The sequence below is a fragment of the Aeromonas sp. s9 genome (genome assembly GCF_040907765.1).
Lineage (GTDB): Bacteria > Pseudomonadota > Gammaproteobacteria > Enterobacterales > Aeromonadaceae > Aeromonas > Aeromonas caviae.
In genome coordinates, this window is record NZ_JBFOCK010000067.1 from 74,043 (window position 1) to 91,402 (window position 17,360).

The following is a 17,360-nucleotide window of genomic DNA, read 5'->3' on the forward strand; positions in this document are numbered from 1 at the left end:
CTGGATCCCGCTTGCCTGAGGTGGTTAGAATAGGGCCTTCCATGGGTCACAGGATGAGCAAGGATGTTACACAAGCAAGTCAGTTTTATCGTCGACAGCAAGGGCGTCAAGCAGGCTGCCGTGGTCCCCATCGATATCTACAACGAGCTGATGACCCTGCAAAAGGCCCTCTCCGACAACAAGCCGGGGGAGCGCGAGCTCTACCACTTCAACGGCAAGGGGGCAGAGGCCCATGGTTATCCGGTGGGCAAGCGGCAAAACCCTGGCTTCATGGTCCAGGCGGGCTCCACCGCCAACGGCGAGGATGCGGCCTCCCTGCGCGAGGCGGTGATCGAGCTGCGCCAGGAGCTGCTGGGCAAGGGGGTGCTCGTTCCCCACCCCGAAGGGGGCTTCATCTTTACCGCCGATCAGCTCTTCAACAGCCCGAGCCTGGCCGCGAGCCTGGTGGCGGGCAACAACCGCAGCGGGCTGGATGCCTGGCAAAACAGCGCAGGCTACACCCTCAAGCAATCGGGTTTTGGCAAGAAGACCTCCTGATGACGGGGCCCGGCAACGGGCCTCGCTCATGTTTGCCTGAGTGCCCGCGGCGGGCCGCTCATCAGGATGACAAAGAGGGCGGCTTCCCTTTGCGCTGCTAGCCTCAATGCCAGACGCCTGCCAGGAGATGCCGCCATGTCTGGACTCCTTCGCCTCGTGCCCGGGGCGGCCCTGCTCAGTGTCCCCGCCGCTGCGGGCAACGTCCCCCTCGATCTGACCCACAGCGGGGTCGGGCTCTTCGCCCTCGCCACCTTCGCCCTGGCTTATGCCCTGGTGATGGCCGAGGAGTACCTGAAGCTGCGAAAGTCCAAGCCGGTGCTGGTGGCCGCCGGCATCATCTGGATAGCCATCGGCCTGGTCTATACGGGGCAGGGGCACAGCGAGCTGGTTCAGGCCGGTTTTCGCCACAACCTGCTGGAGTATGCCGAGCTGATGCTCTTCTTGCTGGTGGCCATGACCTATGTGAACGCCATGGAGGACAGGCTGCTGTTCGCCGTGCTGCGGGTACGCCTGGTGCAGGCGGGATTCAGCCTGCGTACGCTCTTCTGGCTCACCGGTTTTCTCGCCTTTTTCATCTCCCCCGTGGTGGACAACCTCACCACGGCGCTGCTGATGTGCTCAGTGGTGCTCAACGTGGCCAACGGGGAGCGCCGCTTCATCAACCTGGCCTGCATCAACATCGTCGTGGCAGCCAATGCGGGCGGCGCCTTCAGCCCCTTTGGCGACATCACCACCCTGATGGTGTGGCAGGCGGGCAAGGTGCCGTTCCAGCAGTTCTTGCTGCTCTTCATCCCCGCCCTGCTCAACTTCCTGGTGCCGGCCACCCTGATGAGCCTGATGGTGCCCCGTCTGGTGCCCGCCATGCCGGGCGAGATGGTGGTGCCAAGGCGCGGCGCTGTTGTCATCGTGCTGCTCTTTGTGCTCACCATAGTGACCGCCGTCGCCTGCCATCACTTCCTGGGGCTGCCCCCCGTGCTCGGCATGATGATGGGGCTGGGCTACCTGCAATTTTTCAGTTTCTATCTGCGAAAGACCCAGCCCGTCACCCTGGCCCGGGCACGGGCGCTGTATGAGCGCACCGGGGATGAGGCCAGGCTGCTGCGTCTGGGCTCGGTGGTGCCGTTCGATGTGTTCAACAAGATTGCCAAGGCGGAGTGGGACACCCTGCTCTTCTTCTACGGGGTGGTGATGTGCGTCGGCGGCCTCGGGTTTATGGGGTATCTGGCGCTTGCCTCCCATTTCCTCTATGACGGTGGCGATCCGACCCTGGCCAACGTCGCCATCGGCCTGCTCTCCGCCCTGATCGACAACATTCCGGTGATGTTCGCCGTGCTCTCCATGGAGCCGCAGATGAGCACGGGGCAGTGGCTGCTGGTGACATTGACCACCGGGGTGGGGGGCAGTCTGCTCTCCGTCGGCTCCGCCGCCGGGGTGGCCCTGATGGGGCAGGCCAGGGGCATGTATACCTTCGTCGGGCACCTCAAGTGGTTGCCTGCCATTTTGCTTGGCTATATGGTCGGCATAGGGGCGCACCTGTGGCTCAACAGCGCCCTGTTTTAGGCAACCCGGTTCCAGGCACCAGGGAGAGGCAGGATGGGACAACTGTTCGAGGCGCTTTTGCCGCGCCATGTCACCTTTATCGAGGGGCAGAAGATCTTCTTCGTCGGCACGGCGGCCGCGAAGGGATCGGTCAATCTCTCCCCCAAGGGCGGGGATTCGCTGCGCGTCCTCGATGCCCACACCCTGGTCTGGCTCAACCTGACCGGCAGCGGCAACGAGTCCGCGGCCCAGGTGCTGCAACAGCCGCGCATGACGGTGATGTTTTGCGCCTTCGAGGGGGCGCCGCTTATCCTGCGAGCCTATGGCCAGGCACGGGTGCTGCACCGCACTGATCCGCAGTGGCCGTCGTTGCTGGCGCTGTTCCCCCCAAGCGTGGCGGCTCGTCAGATCTTCCTGCTGGACATTGAACGGGTCCAGACGTCGTGCGGCATGTCGGTGCCTCTGTATGAGTACCAGGGGGACAGGGAGGATCTTGCCAACTGGTCCGAGCGGCAGGGCCGGGAGGGGATTGAGGCCTACTGGCGCAAGAAGAACCAGCTAAGCCTGGATGGGCTGGAGAGCGAGATCCTGGCGCGCAGCGGGTTGCAGGCCGATGACTGAGGCCTGCGCCCCTATGCAAAAAGCCCTGTCCATGGACAGGGCTTTTTCATTGCAGGGCATCAGGGGACGCGCTTGCCGCTCAGCAGCCAGTAACTGAGGGCCGACCCCAGGCCGCAACCGGCGATGGCGATGGCCATGGGGAGCGGCGATTCGGGGGGATTGAGGTTGACCAGCACCCCCACCAGGGCCCCAAGGCCAAAGCGCAGGGTGCCCGCCAGCGCCGAGGCGGTGCCTGCGGACTGGGGGAAGTGGCCCATCAGGCCGGTCATGGCGTTGGCCCCCACCAGGCTGATGTGGCCGACGAAGAGCACGACAGGGATGACGATGCCCCACAGGCCGCCAGTCTGGCTCCAGGCGTTGTAGATGAGCAGGGCCCCGGCGAGCGGCAGCACGGTCAGGCCGTATCGCAGCATGCGTTCGGCACCCACCCCTTTCACCAGCCGGCTGTTGGCGAAGGTGACCACCATCATCAGCAGGATGTTGAGACCAAAGAGCCAGCCATAGTGCTCGGTCGGCACCTTGAAATACTCGATGTAGACATAGGGGGAGGCGCTCAGGAAGGCGAACATGCCGGAGCTCGACAGGGCGCCGCACAGCACATAGCCCATGGCACCACGGTGGGAGAGCACTCCCCAGTAGTTGCGAAGCACCTGCCCGAGTCGCAGGGGCTGCTTGTGCTCGGGTTTGAGGGTTTCCTCAATCTTCCACTGCATCACCAGGCAGATGAGCAGGCTGATGACCACCAGCAGCCAGAAGATGACCCGCCAGTCGCTGTGAGCACTGATGTACCCCCCCACCACGGGGGCCACCAGGGGGGCGAGGGTCATCACCAGGATGACGAAGGACATGGCGCGGGAAAACGCATCCTTCTCGAACAGGTCGCGCAGCAGGGCGTTGACCACCACGGAACCCGCGGCGCCCCCTGCGGCCTGCAACATGCGCCAGGCGAGGAGCTCAGGCAGGGAGTCCGCCATGGCGCAGCCCACGGAGGCCACGGCAAACATCGTCAGGCCCGCCAGGATCACCGGCTTTCTGCCGAAGCTGTCGGCGAGCGGCCCGTAAAAGAGCTGGCCGATGGCAAAGCCCCCCAGGAAGGCGCTGATGGTGAGCTGGGCGCCGTCGATGCTGGTAGCCAGATCCCTGGCGATGGCGGGAATGGCGGGCAGATACATGTCCACCGCGAGCGGAGTCAGGCCCGCCAGGGCTCCGAGCAGGATGAAGAGGAAACGGGGGGAGAGGGAGCTGGCTTGGGGCATAGGGTATCCGAGTCGTGGGCTGGGCCGGGTTAAGAGGCAGGTGTTGAGTCTATCAGTTTTGGCGGGCGCGATCAGGTGCATCCTGCCCGATGCCCTTTTGTCTGGTGTGGCGCCAGAGCAGCCAGAGCCAGGCAAGCCATCCGAGCAGGGAGAGGGCATTGCCGGTGCGCTCCGGCCAGCGTGCCGCCAGGGTCAGGGTGAGGCTGTGGTGGCCTGCCGGAACCCAGAGTTGCATCAACCCCTGGCGATTGGCGCTCACCGTCAGCGTCAGGTGCCCGTCGAGGCGGGCCTCCCAGCCGGGGTAATGGTATTGGTGCAGGACCAGCCGGGTCGGCACCCGGGCCTTGACCTCCAGCGCCAGGGCGCGGGGTTGCCAGCGGGTCAGGCTCCAGCTCGCGCCTGGCGGTTCGGCGCTGACAGGCGGCTGGAACTCCTCCTTCCAGGCGAGCAGGGTCGGGGCGAACATGCCCCCCGGCACCTGCCTTGGCCTGTATTCCCGGGCACTGCGCTTGCTGTCGAACTCGAATGCCATGGCCTCCCGTTCGGGGGCCTGGGTGAGGGGGGCGTGACGCACATAGGCCAGGGTGGAGAGGAGGGTCAGCAGAAATACTCCCCACCAGAGCCCCTGCCAGAGACGATGGGGCTGGGTGCCGAGCGCCACCACGGCGACCGTGGCAAGGGCGAGCACCAGGTTGAGCCGCCAGGGAAACTGCACCCGCTGCAAGGGGGGAAGCAGGCTCCAGAGAGGCTGGCTCGGGGGCAGCATCATCAGGAAGGCGACGACGCCGATCGCCCCCCAGCACAGCAGCTCGGGGTGGCGCGGCTCCCGGGCGGCGGCCCAGGCGATGAGCAGCAGGGCCAGGGTCAGCATGCTCTGCCACGCCAGGTGACCGCGAAAACGCCAGTCCTCCCAGGCGCTGGGCAGGCGGTCGAGAAAGTTGCGCCTGTAGTCGAACATGCCGCCGCGCATCAGCTCCATGGAGATGGCCCCCTGATCCGCCAGGGCGGGCAGCAGCAGGGCGGCTGCCATGCAAAGCCCCACACCCTGGGCGCCGAGGGCTTGCCAGCAGGGCGTCAGAGTGCGGGTGCGTCTGGCGAACCAGAAGGCGCGCAAGGTGACCAGCCCCATCATGAGCAAGAGGCTGGGGAGGTGGGAGAAGGCCAGCAGCGCCAGCCCCAGGATCAGCAGGGGCAACCCCTGAGGTCGTCCGCGGTGGGCGAGATCCTGCCCCAGCAGGATAAGGGGAGCCCAGGCGAAGGCCCAGAACTCCGCCAGGGCGAAGCGGGCATAGAGATCCATGGCGACATGATAGGGCAGCGCCAGATAGAGCAGGCTGGCGGCCAGGGCCCGGCCAGGGCCCGGCCAGGGGGCGTGGTGGCACGCAGCCACAGATAGGCAAACACCCCGGAGAGCAGCAGGGCCAGGGTGGCGCTGCCAAGCAAAGGGTAGATGGCCTGCTGGGAGTGGGCACCGGGCCCGGCAAAGAGGGCGCTGACGTAGTAGGGGAGCGGGGGATAGAAGAAGAAGGTGGGGCTGCCGAAGCCGCCGTTCATGGCCATCAGCCAGCGGGGATAGAGCTCCCCCTGCCAGAGCTGGCGGGCAAAGTAGTGGCCGGATAGCAGGTGGTGGAACAGATCGTGCCCCTGGCTGCCCCCCTGCCACCAGAGCGGCAGCATCAGCAGGGCGCAGGCCAGCAACAGGGCCAGCGCGACCCGGATCCCCTCCCCGGTTCCGCTCGTGTTTCTTTCCATTGCACTGGTTCCTGACAGACCCGGCTGTGAGTGTAGACGAGTCGAGCGATGCCCTCGCAAGCGCCCGGTTTAGCGGGGGAGGGCGAGCCAGAGGCCGGGTTCGGCGTGAAAGCGGGGGGCAAACCAGAGGGTGTCATAAGGGCCTGGTAGCGCCTCTGCCCCCAGGGGGCGGCGGCTGAGGCGGCAGGCCCCCTGGGTGAGCGCAAGGGCGGCATCCCCCCGGTACCAGCCGTCGGTGACGGGCAGGGTTGTGGTTTCCCTAAGCAGCCTCACTCCCCACTGGGTCACCAGCGTCGGGCACGTTTGTTCTGCCAGTCTGGCGGCCCGGGTCATGGCTGGTGCCACCGGTGGGGTGAGGGTGCAGAGCAGCAGCAACAGGGCTCCCAGCATGGCTGTCAGCTCGCCCCGGCGTGGCAGCCAGCTTGCCAGTAGCACGATACCGAGCAGGGTGATGGGCGCCAGATGGCGGGGATTGTCCGGATTCTGGCCAAACAGGGTCCAGAGCAGCAGAACGAGCCAGTAGAGCGTCCAGAGCACGGAGGGGGTCGCATTGTGATCCTTTGACCGTTGCCAGAGTGGCAGTATCAGCAAGGCCCCCATCAACAGGGGCCAGAGCGGGGTGAGCTGATCGTTGAAGGTATTCGCCCAGCTCAGCAGTCGATCCCCGTGGGCCGCCGCCGTGTTGCCCCAGAGGGTAAAGTGGCCGTCGGTAAAGCGGCGCCCCTCGGCAAAATAGGCCCAGCCATCGGCCTGCCAAACAAACAGCAGGCAGGCTAGCCCCACCAGCGCGATGGGGAGCACAAATCTGACGCGCGCGCCCTTCTGTGCCATCCCCAGCCAAAGGGGCAGCAGGGCCAGCACGAAGTAGGAGGGACGCAGGGCCAGCATAAGGCCGAGCAGCAGACCTGCCAGGGCCGCTTTGCGATGCAGCAAGGCCAGCAGCGCGGCCAGCCAGGCGGCGAGCGCAGGCCCGTCGGACAGGCCGGAGAGCGCCAGGGTCGGGGTGAGCGGCAGGGCCAATACCAGCAGCCAGACAGGCGCCAGCAGGCTGGGCCGCTGCCACAATCTGACCGCGAGGGAGGCGGCAAGCGGCGCCAGCAAACTGCTACCCAAGAGGCTTGCCCACTGCACGGCACGGGCGGGATCGTCCACCGCCAGATTGATCAGCCGTGCCAGCCCGATAAAGGCGGGGTAGCCCGGAAAGTGGGGGGAGAACTCCAGCACGCTGAAGCGCACCACCCCGTGGGCAAAGTTGAGGGCATCGTCGGAATCGAGTGCTACCGGGAAGGTCAGCAGCCAGCCAAGCCAGGCCAGTTGCAGCAGGGCAAGCAGCCACATGGTGATTGAGCTGGTGGAAGCCCAACGCCGATACGTTGCCTTCCCCCTCATCCCCAGCCCTTCTCCCGCAAGGGGAGAAGGGGGCAAACCGGCGTCCGGGTGCATCTATCGGCAGGCCGTGCGTAGGGTGGGGAGAGTGCAGCGAAACCCACCGTTTGTCACAACGAATTGGCGCAATGATGGGCTGGTGGCCATCAAAGCGGTGCCAGCACGGCCATCAGCGCTTTTTCGGCCTCGGTGAAAGCGGCGGCGTCGGCGGGCTTGGCTCCCACCCCGAACACCCCAGGGTTGCCGATGGCATCCAGCACCTTGGCCAGCGCCTGTTCGGCGGCCTTGCGATCTCCTTCATTCAGGGAGGGGAGGATCAAATCCAAGAAGCGCTTGCTCTTGACCACCAGCACCTTGGCGGTCTGGTAGTCGCCAAGATTCTGGCTGGCCCCCTCGAGGCGGCGCTCGATCTCCGCCTTGTAGGCCCGGTTGAGCAGGGCGGCGGTGGTTGCAGCGTCTTTGGCCTTGATGGCGGCGGCCAGCGGTGTTTGCAGCTCCACCTGGTGGTGCTGTTCCAGATAGGTCAGCTCCTCGGCAATCTCGCTCAAGGTGGCACTGGCATCCTTGCCGTCAGTGGCGGCGCCCAGCAGTGCCTCGCGGGCATCGATCAGCGGCTCCTTGCCGGCGGCGGCGTAGGAGTAAGCCTGCGCCTGACCGCTCAGGGTCAGCAGCAGGGTGAGGGAAAGTAAACCCGGGCGGATGGTCATCCTGTTCTCCTTACTTATGCCAAGAGGTTATGCCCATGGCGCGGCACTCAGGCCACGCTCTGGGTTTCGATCACGGTATTTTCGTTGCGATGATTGAAGATGGCGTGACGTCTGTCCACCCCGTCGATCACCATGTCTGCGGCCATCATCCCCATCTCCATGGCGGTGTCGGTGAAGATGTAGCGGAATGTCCCCTGACGGCCGGTCATGATGAGGTTGGTGATCGGCATCAGCGCTTTGATGGCTTCGTTGCGGCGCGCCTGATAACCCAGATCCATCAGCGGATAGGCGTATTCACTGCGCGCTTCGAACGTCTCATCGCCAAGCTTCTGGGTATCGACGCCGAGGCTGTCGAGATCGGCGGTGACCCGGCCGCGCAGATCAGAGAGCGGTGCCTGCCAGGTGGCATCCCCCGGATTGCAGGGGATCTCCAGCATCACCGAGGTCTGGCCTTGGGGCGCCATAAAGGGGCTGCGGCGGCGGGGCTCCTGCAGACGGGTGGCCAGAATATGGGGGTCGGAGAGGTACTGCCAGGTGTTGTCCGACAGGTTCTCCTGTTTGAGGGGCATATTGACGAAGCGAAGCGACCGGTAGTGGAGATCGCACGGCAAGCCCAGGTGCTGGCAGGTGAGCGGCAGCGGCAGGGTGGAGATCACCTGATCAAATCGCTCGCTCTGCTCCACATTATCTTGTGACCAATACACCCGTTCGATGCGGCCATCGGTCTGCTCGAGGCGGGTGATGGTGGCGCCGGTTTTCAGCTCAACCCCTTCGGCCACCAACCGCTCGCCCAAGGTGGTGAAGATCTGGCCGAAGCCGTACTTGGGATAGCGGTATTTGCGGGCATAGGTGCGCACCGACATGCTGCCGTTGCGCCTTGGCAGCAGGCGGCGTGCCACGTCTTTGAGATCGATCAGGCTGATGCGCTGGCCGGCCCAGTCGGCGGAGAGCTGGTCCGGGTTGATGCCCCACAACTTGCCGGTGTAGCCCTCGAAGAACTGGCGGTAGAGGGTACGGCCGAAGTGGCTCTGGATCCACTCGGCAAAGCTCGCCTTGGCAAAATCGGTGGGTTTCTTGGCAAAGGGCAACAGCAACAGATCCTTCACCGCACCGGCCATCAGGGCCAGCGGCGCCGTCTTGAGCAAATTGGGCAGGTTCAGGGGGTAGTCGTAGGTGCGCCCGCCAAAGCGGATGACGCTCTTGCGCTCGGCGTGGAGCAGGTCGTCCCCCATCAGCTCGTCGATAAAGGCGAGCAGCTCGGGGTTCTTGGTGATGAAGCGGTGGCCGCCGTAGTCGAAGCGATACTCCCCGTCGCGCCCCTTGAAGGTCTGGGTGGCGCACATGCCGCCCACGACCGGCTCCTGTTCGAACAGGGTGACCGCAAAACCGGCCTGGCGCAGGCGCCAGGCGGCCATCAGACCGGCAGGGCCGGCGCCCAGCACCGCAATGTGCTTCTTGTTGTTGTCGTTCATGAGTGTTCCGAAACGGCGTGATAGCTGGGGGAGCGCGCCTGTGCGCGGCTCCCGAACAGAGTGTTATCCCGGGCTCAGCCCCTGGTCGGAGCGGCGCTCCCCTGGGGGCGATAGCTGCGATGCCAGAGGGTGACAAAGATGATGAGGTAGCCGGCCCAGGTCAGCAATTGCAGGCCAGCCGGTGAGGCATTGTAGCCAAACAGGGCGCGCAGGAAGGTACCAAATACCCCCTGATCGTCGAGAATGTGACTGATGTTGAAGACAGGCGTCGTCCAGAAGGTGATGAGCCCGGCCGCCTGCAGCATGTTGACGGCGGACGACAGCAGCCCGGCAGCGATGATGATGATGAGCAGACCGGTCCAGCGGAAGAAGGGGGCCAGCGCCACCTTGCGGGTGGAGCGCAGCAGCCCCCACACCAGCACCACCGACAGCAGCAGGCCGCCCAGCGCCCCCATCAGCCCCTCGTGCAGATCCACCCCTTGCCCGGAGTAAACCAGGGCCGAGAAGAACAGCACGGTTTCAAAGCCCTCGCGCATCACCGCCAGGAAGGCGAGCAGCACCAGACCGAACAGGTTGCCGCCGTCGATGGCGGCATCAATGCGCGCCGTCATGGCCCCCACCTGGGATTTGGCCTGCTTCTGCATCCAGACCGCCATGTAGGTGAGCACCAAGGTGGCGAAGATCAGGATCCCCGCCATCAGCAAATGGTTGTAGCGCTCGCTCTCGAACTGGCTCACCACCACCTGGAACAGGAAGGCGATGACAAGGGAGGCGACAAGACCGAGGCCCACCCCCAGATAGATGAACTTGTTGTAGCGGCTCGCCCCCAGCTTGGCGAGGTAGGAGAGGCAGATGCCGACCAGCAGGAAGGCTTCCAGCCCCTCGCGCAGGGTAATGAGAAAACTTGCAAACATCAGGTTTGAGGCTCCGTAGCGGGCGTGAGGGGGAGGGGCTGCAGGGTGAGTTGCAGCCGATTGAGTAGCACTATGGGTGGCTCCGGCAAGCTCGGCTCGGCGGCGCGCACCGCATCATTGACCCACTTGGGGTAAGTGCGGAAATTGAGTTTGATATCGGCCTTGAAGGGGCCCTGGGCATCCGCTGGCAGCGGCCAGGCTTCATCGCGCCAGCCATCGGCCGGAATGCGGGTATCTTCCAAGAGCTTGGCGTAGCGCCAGAACTTGAGCCCCACCGGCTTGCCCTCGGCATCGCCGAACACTTTTCTAAATAGCCGCGCATCTTCAGGGACGGCGCCATCCACCGGCTGGCCGCTGGCAAGCAGCAGCTTGCCGCTGGCGTCGGTGACGGTCAGCTCCAGCCAGAGTTCGCGGAAATCGGCGACCCCGGTGGGCAGGGCGTGGCCGGCGCCGGTATTGGCGACCCGCACCACCAGCGCAGGCTGGCCGCTCTGGTTTTCAATGCGGGCAGAGAGGGTGGCGCTTGAACGCAGCAGCGCCAGGCTCTCCTGCTCGAGCGCGGGATTGCGCAGCCCCACCAGCTGGTGCTGGGCACCGGTAAAGTTGTGGCGATAGAGCCGCTCTTTCACGGTGCCGTTTTCGGTGGACTGGCCCGCCACCGGCGCGCCGCCATTGCCCGGCTCGGGGTTCATATGGCAGTCGATGCAGGTGCGCCGTTTGGCGGGATCTTCGGCTTTGGCGAAGCTGGAGCTTTCCCACTCGTCCCATGTGTTGACGATATTGGCGCCGGTGCCCGGGGCAAACTCGTTGTGGCACGACTTGCACAGGGCCGCGTCCCGGTAGAAATCCTTCTGGTAGGAGGCCTTGTGCATGGCGGGGCGGGCGTTGATCTGCCGCTCTGCCAGCCAGTGCTGGAGGCTGCCACCGGCGGCATCCTCGAACACATAGCTCTCGCGGTCTTTCAAATTGACCGTAAAGGCGCTGTTGCCGCCTGCATCCTCGAGCTTGGTGATGCGATGGCAGAGCACGCAGCTGGTGCCTTCCTCTACCACGGGCTCGCCTGCTTTGTGTGCGGCAATGAGCGAAGCGCCGCCCTGCTCGAACATGTGGGAGCCCTTGGGCAGATCAGTCTGGCCGTTCATCACCTGCTGGGGCATGTGGCAGCCCTGGCACCACTGGCCGAAGGCTTCCCCTTCGGTTTCGCGGGCCAGCGCCTGCACCACCTTGTAGTAGGGGTGAGAGTTGCCCATCAGCCGGTGGTTGCTCTCGCTCCAGTCCTGGAACGCCTGTTGGTGGCAGTTCTGGCAGGAGGCGGAGTTGAGCCACTCTTTCGGGTGGGTGGTCGGCGCCTTGGCAGGATCCCTGCGCGGGGCATCGAGCCGCAGCCAGTTGGCCAGATAGGGGAGGTTGCCGTCACTGGTCACGAAAGCGTGCAGATCCTCCATCATCGCCTGCACCTCGGGCTGGGGCCTCGCGGGGTCGACCGGCTCGGCCCCATCACGGGTGTCATGGCCCATGCCGCCCTGGGTCTGCTGGGTCATGCGCAGGTATTCGCCGATAAAGTCCCCCGCCACCATGTTGGCGAGGTTGGCGTGGCCGTTGATGGCGTTGTCGCCGCTCTTCTGGCGATGGGCCGCCATCAGATAGCGGTTGGTGAAGTTGAACCCGTCCAGATGGCAGGAGTTGCAGCTCATCCAGTTGTCCCCCGCCATGGGGAAGCGGCTGTTGGCGGCGGTATTACCCAGGTTGAACAACCGCTCGCCGCGCTGAAGCGCTTCGGGGCGGGGATCGGTCTCTACCAGTTTGGCGAAGTGGGGCACATCCACGGTGACCCGGGCAAACGGGCCGCTGCCGCCGCTATTGAGACGGGTGAGATCCTGCCCCATGACGTTGTGGACCAGGATGTGGTCGCCATCGATCAGCAGATCGCGCGGATTCTGGCCCGGCAGGTGACGCAAGAGCTGGGTCGCCTTGGCGCCCCCCTGAAACTTCTTGCGGCGGTGGCGGTTGCTGTTCTGCTTGCCGCTGCGCGACAGGTCGAACACCAGCAAGTCTTCTGAACCCGCCAGGGTCAGGTAGACCCGCTTGCCATCGGCGGCGAAGCGCGCCGCGAACGGGTTGGAGACGATCTGGCTGCGGTTGCCGACGCTGGGCAGGTTGATCTGCAAGAAGAGCTGTTTTCTTTCATCGACCCGCTCCTTCTCTTCATCGAGATCGATGATGGAGACGGCCGGGAAGACGGTGCTCTGAAACTGGAAGGGGTGATCGAAACTCCAGAGCACGTGGGGCAGCCAGGCTTCGCTGCCATCGGGGGAGAGGGCGATACCGTCCAGCAGGCGCGGCAAGCCCTGGGAGTCGCTCGGGGTATCGCTGTGGGTTTCCGCCAGGGTGATGAGCTTGGGCTTGGGGAGGGTAGCGCCCTTCTCAAGTTTGGCGAGATCATAGATGGCGAGCTGGCCTGTCATGGCGTGGGTGAGCAGCAGGCGATCGTCGTTGGTCAATGCCAGCCCGCGGGGAGTCTCGGCGGTTTTTGCATCCAGCTGGAGGTTGCCCGCCCTGTCATAAGCCTGAAGGCGCCCTCCCTCGAACAGCGTGACCCAGAACCAGCGCCGCTTGGGATCGAAGATGACGCCATAGGGCCTATGGCCGGTGGAGATCGCCTTTTCCAGCTCGAGCTCATCATCCAAGAGCAGCAGGCGATCGCCGCTGTAATCGGTGACCAGCAGGGTGCCGTCATCGGCGCGGGCCAGCTGGCGCAGATCGCCACCTAGTTGTGCCTCCTTGAGTCGCTTGCCGCTATCGCGCTCAAGCAGGGTGATCGAGCCGGCACTCTGGTTGGCGGTGACGAGGCGCGGGGCGCTCCCCTCGTCATAGGCAATCATGGCGGCGCCCATCTCCCGGGCCGAGGCGGTCCCCAGCAACAGGGTGGCCAACATCAGGGATAACAACAGCTTCAACATAAGATCAGGTGCGCCATTTCAAGATGGTCCAGCGCCAAGCGTGGCGCAGCACCAGGGGCGTCAACGCGAGGGCGCTCAGCCAGTGGGCCCAGCTGGCAAGGTTGCCGAGGCTGTCCCCCGGGGTGCCGTGCAGCACCAGCACCACTCCGCTTGCCAGACAGACCAGCAGCAAGGCTTCGATGATGCGCCCCGTGGTGCGCAGAAAAGGCTTGCGGCTCTTGCGCAGCAGGCTGCGATGGGAGAGCCAGAAGGCGCCAAACAGCAAGGGGAACAGGGTGAGCGAGAGGGCGACGTGCAAAAACAGGTTCCAGCGCGCCAGGGACCAGGTCGGTGTCAGGGGTTCCCACAGCAGCAGACCGGAGAAAAACATCAGATAAAGGGCACCCTCGGCCGCCTGATGGTGATAGGCCAGCCACTGCCAGCAGTGTCGTGGTGAGAGGGAAAGACTCGTCATGGGTGCTCCAGCTCCCGGGCGGTTCAGCCCGGGGCGAGCAAGTTTACAATGCAGTAAGGGTAATGAAAAGAGTTATCAATTCGGCTCTTGATGAATAGACCCTGAATGGCGCCGGGCCCTATTTGTGCTCCGCCAGCCGCTCGGTCACCGCATAGATAAGTGCCGCGGTGGAGAAGGCGAGGAAGACGATGACCGACCACTTCATCTCGATCTCGTTGCCGGTGCCGTCGTCGAGGAAGGCTTTGAGCACCTCGATGCCGGCGATGGTCACCAGAGAGTTGATGACGATGAGCTTGAGGGACGCGAAGTTGATCTTGCTGAGCCAGTTGTCGCCGAGGGCCGCTCGCTGCTCCGGGGTCTTGATGAACTGCACGTAGCCGCAGATGGCCACCAGGATCAGCATCTGGGCCACCAGCACGAAGTCCACCAGGGTGAGTACCCCCGTGATGAGATCCAGATAGTGGATGTCGATGATGTCGCGGCACAGCACATAGAGCTGCATGGCGAACTTCACCATCAGGAGGGCGACACAGATAAGGATGCAGACATAGAAGGGGAACATCATCAACCGGCTGCCGTTGAGCATGACGTTGAAGCGGCGCATGGGAAACTCCATCGAAAAGGAAGGCAGCCAGAATATCCGGAAAGAAAGGAGCGGGAAAGCGCCTTGGCGCCTCCCGCCCGGCCTAGAGGGGGAAGGTGGGAAGGCCCTGGAACAACTGTTGCAACCCCTCGCCCCAGGCCTTTCGCAGCGCCACGAAATGGGGGTTCTGTTCGGTGATGCGGTGCTGGTTCGTCGCCGAGAAGCTGCCCTCGTGATAGACCAGGGCATCCAGGGGCAAGCCCACCGACAGATTGCTGCGCAGGGTCGAGTCGATGGAGATGAGGGCGCATTGCAAGGCGGTCTGAAGCGGCGTCTCATGGTGGATGATGCGATCGATGATGGGTTTGCCGTACTTGCTCTCACCAATCTGGAAGTAGGGGGTGTCGGCGCTCGCCTCGATGAAGTTGCCCTCCGGATAGATGTGGAACAGGCGGTGGCGCTCCCCCCGGATCTGTCCCCCCAGCAGGATGTTGCAGCCGAAGTTGATATGGCCCTGCTGCTGACCCCCATCCCGGCTGATGACGGTGCGTATGGTCTGGCCGATGAGGGCGGCAGCCTCGTAGAGGCTGGGGAGGGCAAGGAGCTCCTGCCCCTCCGTCAGCAGGCTGATGACGCTCTGGGTGGTGGCCAGATTGCCCGCGCTTTGCAGCACGATCACCCTGTCCTCCCGGGTGAAGAGGTGCAATTTGCGGAAGGTGGCGATGTGATCCACCCCCGCATTGGTGCGCGAGTCGGACGCAAACACCATGCCGTCTTGCAGGCACATGGCGACGCAATAGGTCATGACCGCGCTCCCGCCAGGACTCTCCCGGTCTTCATTGCTGCTGTCCATCCAGGCGGGTCACCTGCGCCTGGCTCTGCAACTGTTCGCACCCGCCGCCATAGCGCACGCCGCGCACCGGACAGGCATCCAGATAATCCATGCCGACTGCGAGCTTGAGGTGCTCGCTGGTGGAGCTGGTGAGGTTGGTGACGTCGAACGTGTGCCAGCGCTCCTCGATCCACACCTCGGCCCAGGCGTGCATCGCCACGTGGCTGTTGTCCTGGCTGTAGAGGTAACCGCTCACGTACCGGGCCGGCAGGCCGGCGTGGCGGCAGCAGGTCAGGAAGACATGGGTGTGGTCCTGAGAGACGCCGCTGCCCGAAGCAAGTGCCTCGTCGGCGCTGAAGGTGGCATCCGTGCTGCCGGGCTGATAGGGCATCAGCACCATGATGCGTGCCATCAGGCTCTGCAAGTCGGCCAGGGTCGGAGCCTCTGGCAGGCAGGCCTTCGCGAGATCCTGCAGGGCCGGGGTCGGGCGGGTGAGGGGGGTGGGCCTCAGGTAGCTCAAGGGAGAGATGAGGGAGGACTCCTCATCTTCCGGGGCGTCGTCGCAGATCTCCACCTCCCCGTGGGCGCGGATCAGGATCCCCTCGTGGGGGGACTCCAGGCTCAGCACGTGCAGTATGTTGCCGTAACCGTCCGTGGTGCAGGTGGCCTCCCCCGGCAGCTCCAGCTCCCAGGAGAGGATCTGCTGGCGGGCCGTGCTGTGGGGGGTCAGGCGCAGGTACTGGGTACTGCGGCGCACCACGTCGGCATAGTGGTAGCGGGTCTGGTGATCGATGATGAGTCTCATAATACCTCCAGGTAGGCGGCGTGGATGCTCTGGCCGATGGCGCCGATGTCGCTGAGGAAATCACTCAGGTACGCCTGCATGCCGAGGGCAAAGACATCGTCGATGGCGCCATAGGTCAGATGGGCGTTGAGTATGGTGGTCAGGCGCCGGGGCGTCTGACCGGCGTTGCCCTCGATCTGGGCCAGGATCAGCTCCATCTCGTCGAGGCAGGCCCGCAGGGAGCGCGGCACTTCATTGCGCAGGATCAGCAGCTCGGCGATGGAGGCATGGGAGAGCGTCTTGTAGAGGGTCTGGTGGGCCTCGTAAGCGCCCACTGACCGCAACAGGGCGTTCCAGCGGTAGAACTCGCGTACGCTGTCCTCGTCCTCCCGGATCACCTGATACTTCACGGTCAGGATGCGTGCCGTGTTGTCGGCCCGCTCGATGAAGGTACCAAGGCGCAGGAACCAGAGCACGTCACCGCGCATGATGGTGCCATAGGTGGCGCCGCGAAACTGGTGGGAGCGCTCCTTGATCCAGTCGAAGAACTCCTGGGCCTGGCCGCTGGACAGCCCCGCCTGGCGGCGCCGGCGGATCTCTATCCAGGCGGCGTTGATGCTCTCCCACACCTCACCGGGGATCTTGCCCCGCACGGCGTGGGCGTTATCCCTGGCCATGCGCAGACAGCTGAAGATGCTGCTCGGGTTCTCCTCGTCGAAGCAGAAAAATTGCAGCAGGTTCTCCATGTTCACCTGGCCGTAGCGGGCCAGGAAGGGCTCGTGAGTGCCGCTGATGGTGAGGGGCGCCACCAGCTCGCTGTGATCGGCGTCGATGGAGGGCATCAGCGACATGGTCTGGGTGACGTCCAGCATGCGTGCCGTGTTCTCCGCCCGCTCCAGGTGGCGGGACATCCAGTAAAGTTCGCTTGCGGTGCGGCTCAGCATGGGCTGCCCTCCATGACCCAGGTGTCCTTGGTGCCACCGCCCTGGGAGGAGTTGACCACCAGAGAGCCTTCGGTGAGGGCGACCCGGGTCAGGCCGCCCGGTACCAGGCGCAGCTCCTGCCCCGTGAGAACGAAGGGGCGCAGATCGATGTGGCGGGGGGCGATACCGGCGTCGACGAAGGTCGGGCAGGTGGAGAGGGAGAGGGTCGGCTGGGCGATGTAGTTGTCCGGCCGCGCCTTGAGCAGCTCGCGAAAACGGGCCAGCTCCTCGCGACTGGCGCAGGGGCCGATAAGCATGCCGTAGCCGCCGGCGCCATGGACCTCCTTGACCACCAGCTCCTCCAGATTGGCCAGCACGTGGGAGAGGGCAGCCGGCTCGCGGCACTGCCAGGTGGGCACGTTGTTGAGATTGACATCCTCCCCCACCTTAGCGCTTCGCGTCACAGGAGGGGGATTCCCATTACTGGGTGATAGCTGCTCGCGCAGTACCGGGTTCCTGCTTCATCGGGCGGCCTGATTGCACCACGCCTCCACAGGCTAAAACGGCGTGTCCCGCCGCTAAAATATTGCGAGCGCCGTTCACATCGGCGTTCGCCTCATAACCACACGCAGCGCATTTA

Annotated in this window: 16 protein-coding genes and 1 pseudogene; 3 read left to right on the forward strand and 14 right to left on the reverse strand. The window is 64.6% G+C overall.

The window, feature by feature from the left end; genetic code table 11:
• Nucleotides 1-63 precede the first annotated feature (63 nt).
• The 3 genes from AB5Y54_RS13285 to AB5Y54_RS13295 all read left to right on the forward strand — a co-directional run bounded on the left by AB5Y54_RS13285 (nt 64) and on the right by AB5Y54_RS13295 (nt 2,697).
• Complete coding sequence (locus tag AB5Y54_RS13285) at nt 64-537, forward strand: DUF4357 domain-containing protein (RefSeq protein WP_010674381.1); 474 nt, start codon at nt 64-66, stop codon at nt 535-537.
• A 135-nt stretch (nt 538-672) separates the two neighbouring features.
• A complete protein-coding gene (gene nhaD / locus AB5Y54_RS13290) occupies nt 673-2,097 on the forward strand; it encodes a sodium:proton antiporter NhaD (protein WP_119197740.1) in 1,425 nt (474 codons plus the stop codon).
• A 33-nt stretch (nt 2,098-2,130) separates the two neighbouring features.
• Complete coding sequence (locus AB5Y54_RS13295; protein WP_119197739.1) at nt 2,131-2,697, forward strand: pyridoxamine 5'-phosphate oxidase family protein; 567 nt, start codon at nt 2,131-2,133, stop codon at nt 2,695-2,697.
• Nucleotides 2,698-2,756: 59 nt separating this feature from the next.
• On the opposite strand, the gene AB5Y54_RS13300 is transcribed toward AB5Y54_RS13295, so the two are convergent.
• The 14 genes and pseudogenes from AB5Y54_RS13300 to AB5Y54_RS13365 form a co-directional block, all read right to left on the reverse strand.
• Nucleotides 2,757-3,953 (reverse strand): Bcr/CflA family multidrug efflux MFS transporter, encoded by a 1,197-nt coding sequence (locus AB5Y54_RS13300; protein ID WP_049637007.1) that lies wholly within the window; start codon nt 3,951-3,953, stop codon nt 2,757-2,759.
• Between the two features lie 52 nt (nt 3,954-4,005).
• Entirely contained in the window at nt 4,006-5,253 is a 1,248-nt protein-coding gene (locus AB5Y54_RS13305) for a hypothetical protein (RefSeq protein WP_235663658.1), read from the reverse strand.
• On the reverse strand, nt 5,136-5,705 hold the full coding sequence (locus AB5Y54_RS13310) for a hypothetical protein (RefSeq protein WP_235663659.1): 570 nt from the start codon (nt 5,703-5,705) through the stop codon (nt 5,136-5,138). Before AB5Y54_RS13310 ends, AB5Y54_RS13305 begins: the two co-directional genes overlap by 118 nt.
• A gap of 69 nt (nt 5,706-5,774) precedes the next feature.
• Nucleotides 5,775-7,037: a hypothetical protein gene (locus AB5Y54_RS13315; protein WP_119197838.1), complete on the reverse strand. Its 1,263-nt coding sequence runs from the start codon at nt 7,035-7,037 to the stop codon at nt 5,775-5,777.
• A 200-nt stretch (nt 7,038-7,237) separates the two neighbouring features.
• A complete protein-coding gene (locus AB5Y54_RS13320; RefSeq protein ID WP_119197737.1) occupies nt 7,238-7,798 on the reverse strand; it encodes a hypothetical protein in 561 nt (186 codons plus the stop codon).
• Nucleotides 7,799-7,845: 47 nt separating this feature from the next.
• The gene (locus AB5Y54_RS13325) at nt 7,846-9,270 is read right to left on the reverse strand and encodes an NAD(P)/FAD-dependent oxidoreductase (RefSeq protein WP_119197736.1); all 1,425 of its coding nucleotides are present in this window, start codon (nt 9,268-9,270) and stop codon (nt 7,846-7,848) included.
• A gap of 74 nt (nt 9,271-9,344) precedes the next feature.
• Complete coding sequence (locus AB5Y54_RS13330) at nt 9,345-10,184, reverse strand: FTR1 family protein (protein WP_368153900.1); 840 nt, start codon at nt 10,182-10,184, stop codon at nt 9,345-9,347.
• A complete protein-coding gene (locus AB5Y54_RS13335; protein WP_368153901.1) occupies nt 10,184-13,144 on the reverse strand; it encodes a hypothetical protein in 2,961 nt (986 codons plus the stop codon). Before AB5Y54_RS13335 ends, AB5Y54_RS13330 begins: the two co-directional genes overlap by 1 nt.
• Before the next feature lie 4 nt (nt 13,145-13,148).
• Nucleotides 13,149-13,598: a hypothetical protein gene (locus AB5Y54_RS13340; protein ID WP_069652630.1), complete on the reverse strand. Its 450-nt coding sequence runs from the start codon at nt 13,596-13,598 to the stop codon at nt 13,149-13,151.
• A 118-nt stretch (nt 13,599-13,716) separates the two neighbouring features.
• Entirely contained in the window at nt 13,717-14,202 is a 486-nt protein-coding gene (locus tag AB5Y54_RS13345) for a YqhA family protein (RefSeq protein ID WP_010674393.1), read from the reverse strand.
• Between the two features lie 82 nt (nt 14,203-14,284).
• On the reverse strand, nt 14,285-14,986 hold the full coding sequence (locus AB5Y54_RS13350; protein ID WP_010674394.1) for a peptidase: 702 nt from the start codon (nt 14,984-14,986) through the stop codon (nt 14,285-14,287).
• A gap of 31 nt (nt 14,987-15,017) precedes the next feature.
• Complete coding sequence (locus AB5Y54_RS13355) at nt 15,018-15,818, reverse strand: transglutaminase family protein (RefSeq protein ID WP_141116480.1); 801 nt, start codon at nt 15,816-15,818, stop codon at nt 15,018-15,020.
• Nucleotides 15,815-16,741 carry an alpha-E domain-containing protein gene (locus AB5Y54_RS13360; protein WP_039038937.1) on the reverse strand — a complete coding sequence of 309 codons (927 nt, stop codon included), beginning with the start codon at nt 16,739-16,741 and terminating at the stop codon, nt 15,815-15,817. The genes AB5Y54_RS13355 and AB5Y54_RS13360 overlap by 4 nt, the downstream gene beginning before the upstream one ends.
• Nucleotides 16,735-17,166: pseudogene (locus AB5Y54_RS13365) on the reverse strand (circularly permuted type 2 ATP-grasp protein); the annotation flags it as partial. The gene AB5Y54_RS13360 and the pseudogene AB5Y54_RS13365, both read right to left, overlap by 7 nt.
• Between the last annotated feature and the right edge of the window lie 194 nt (nt 17,167-17,360).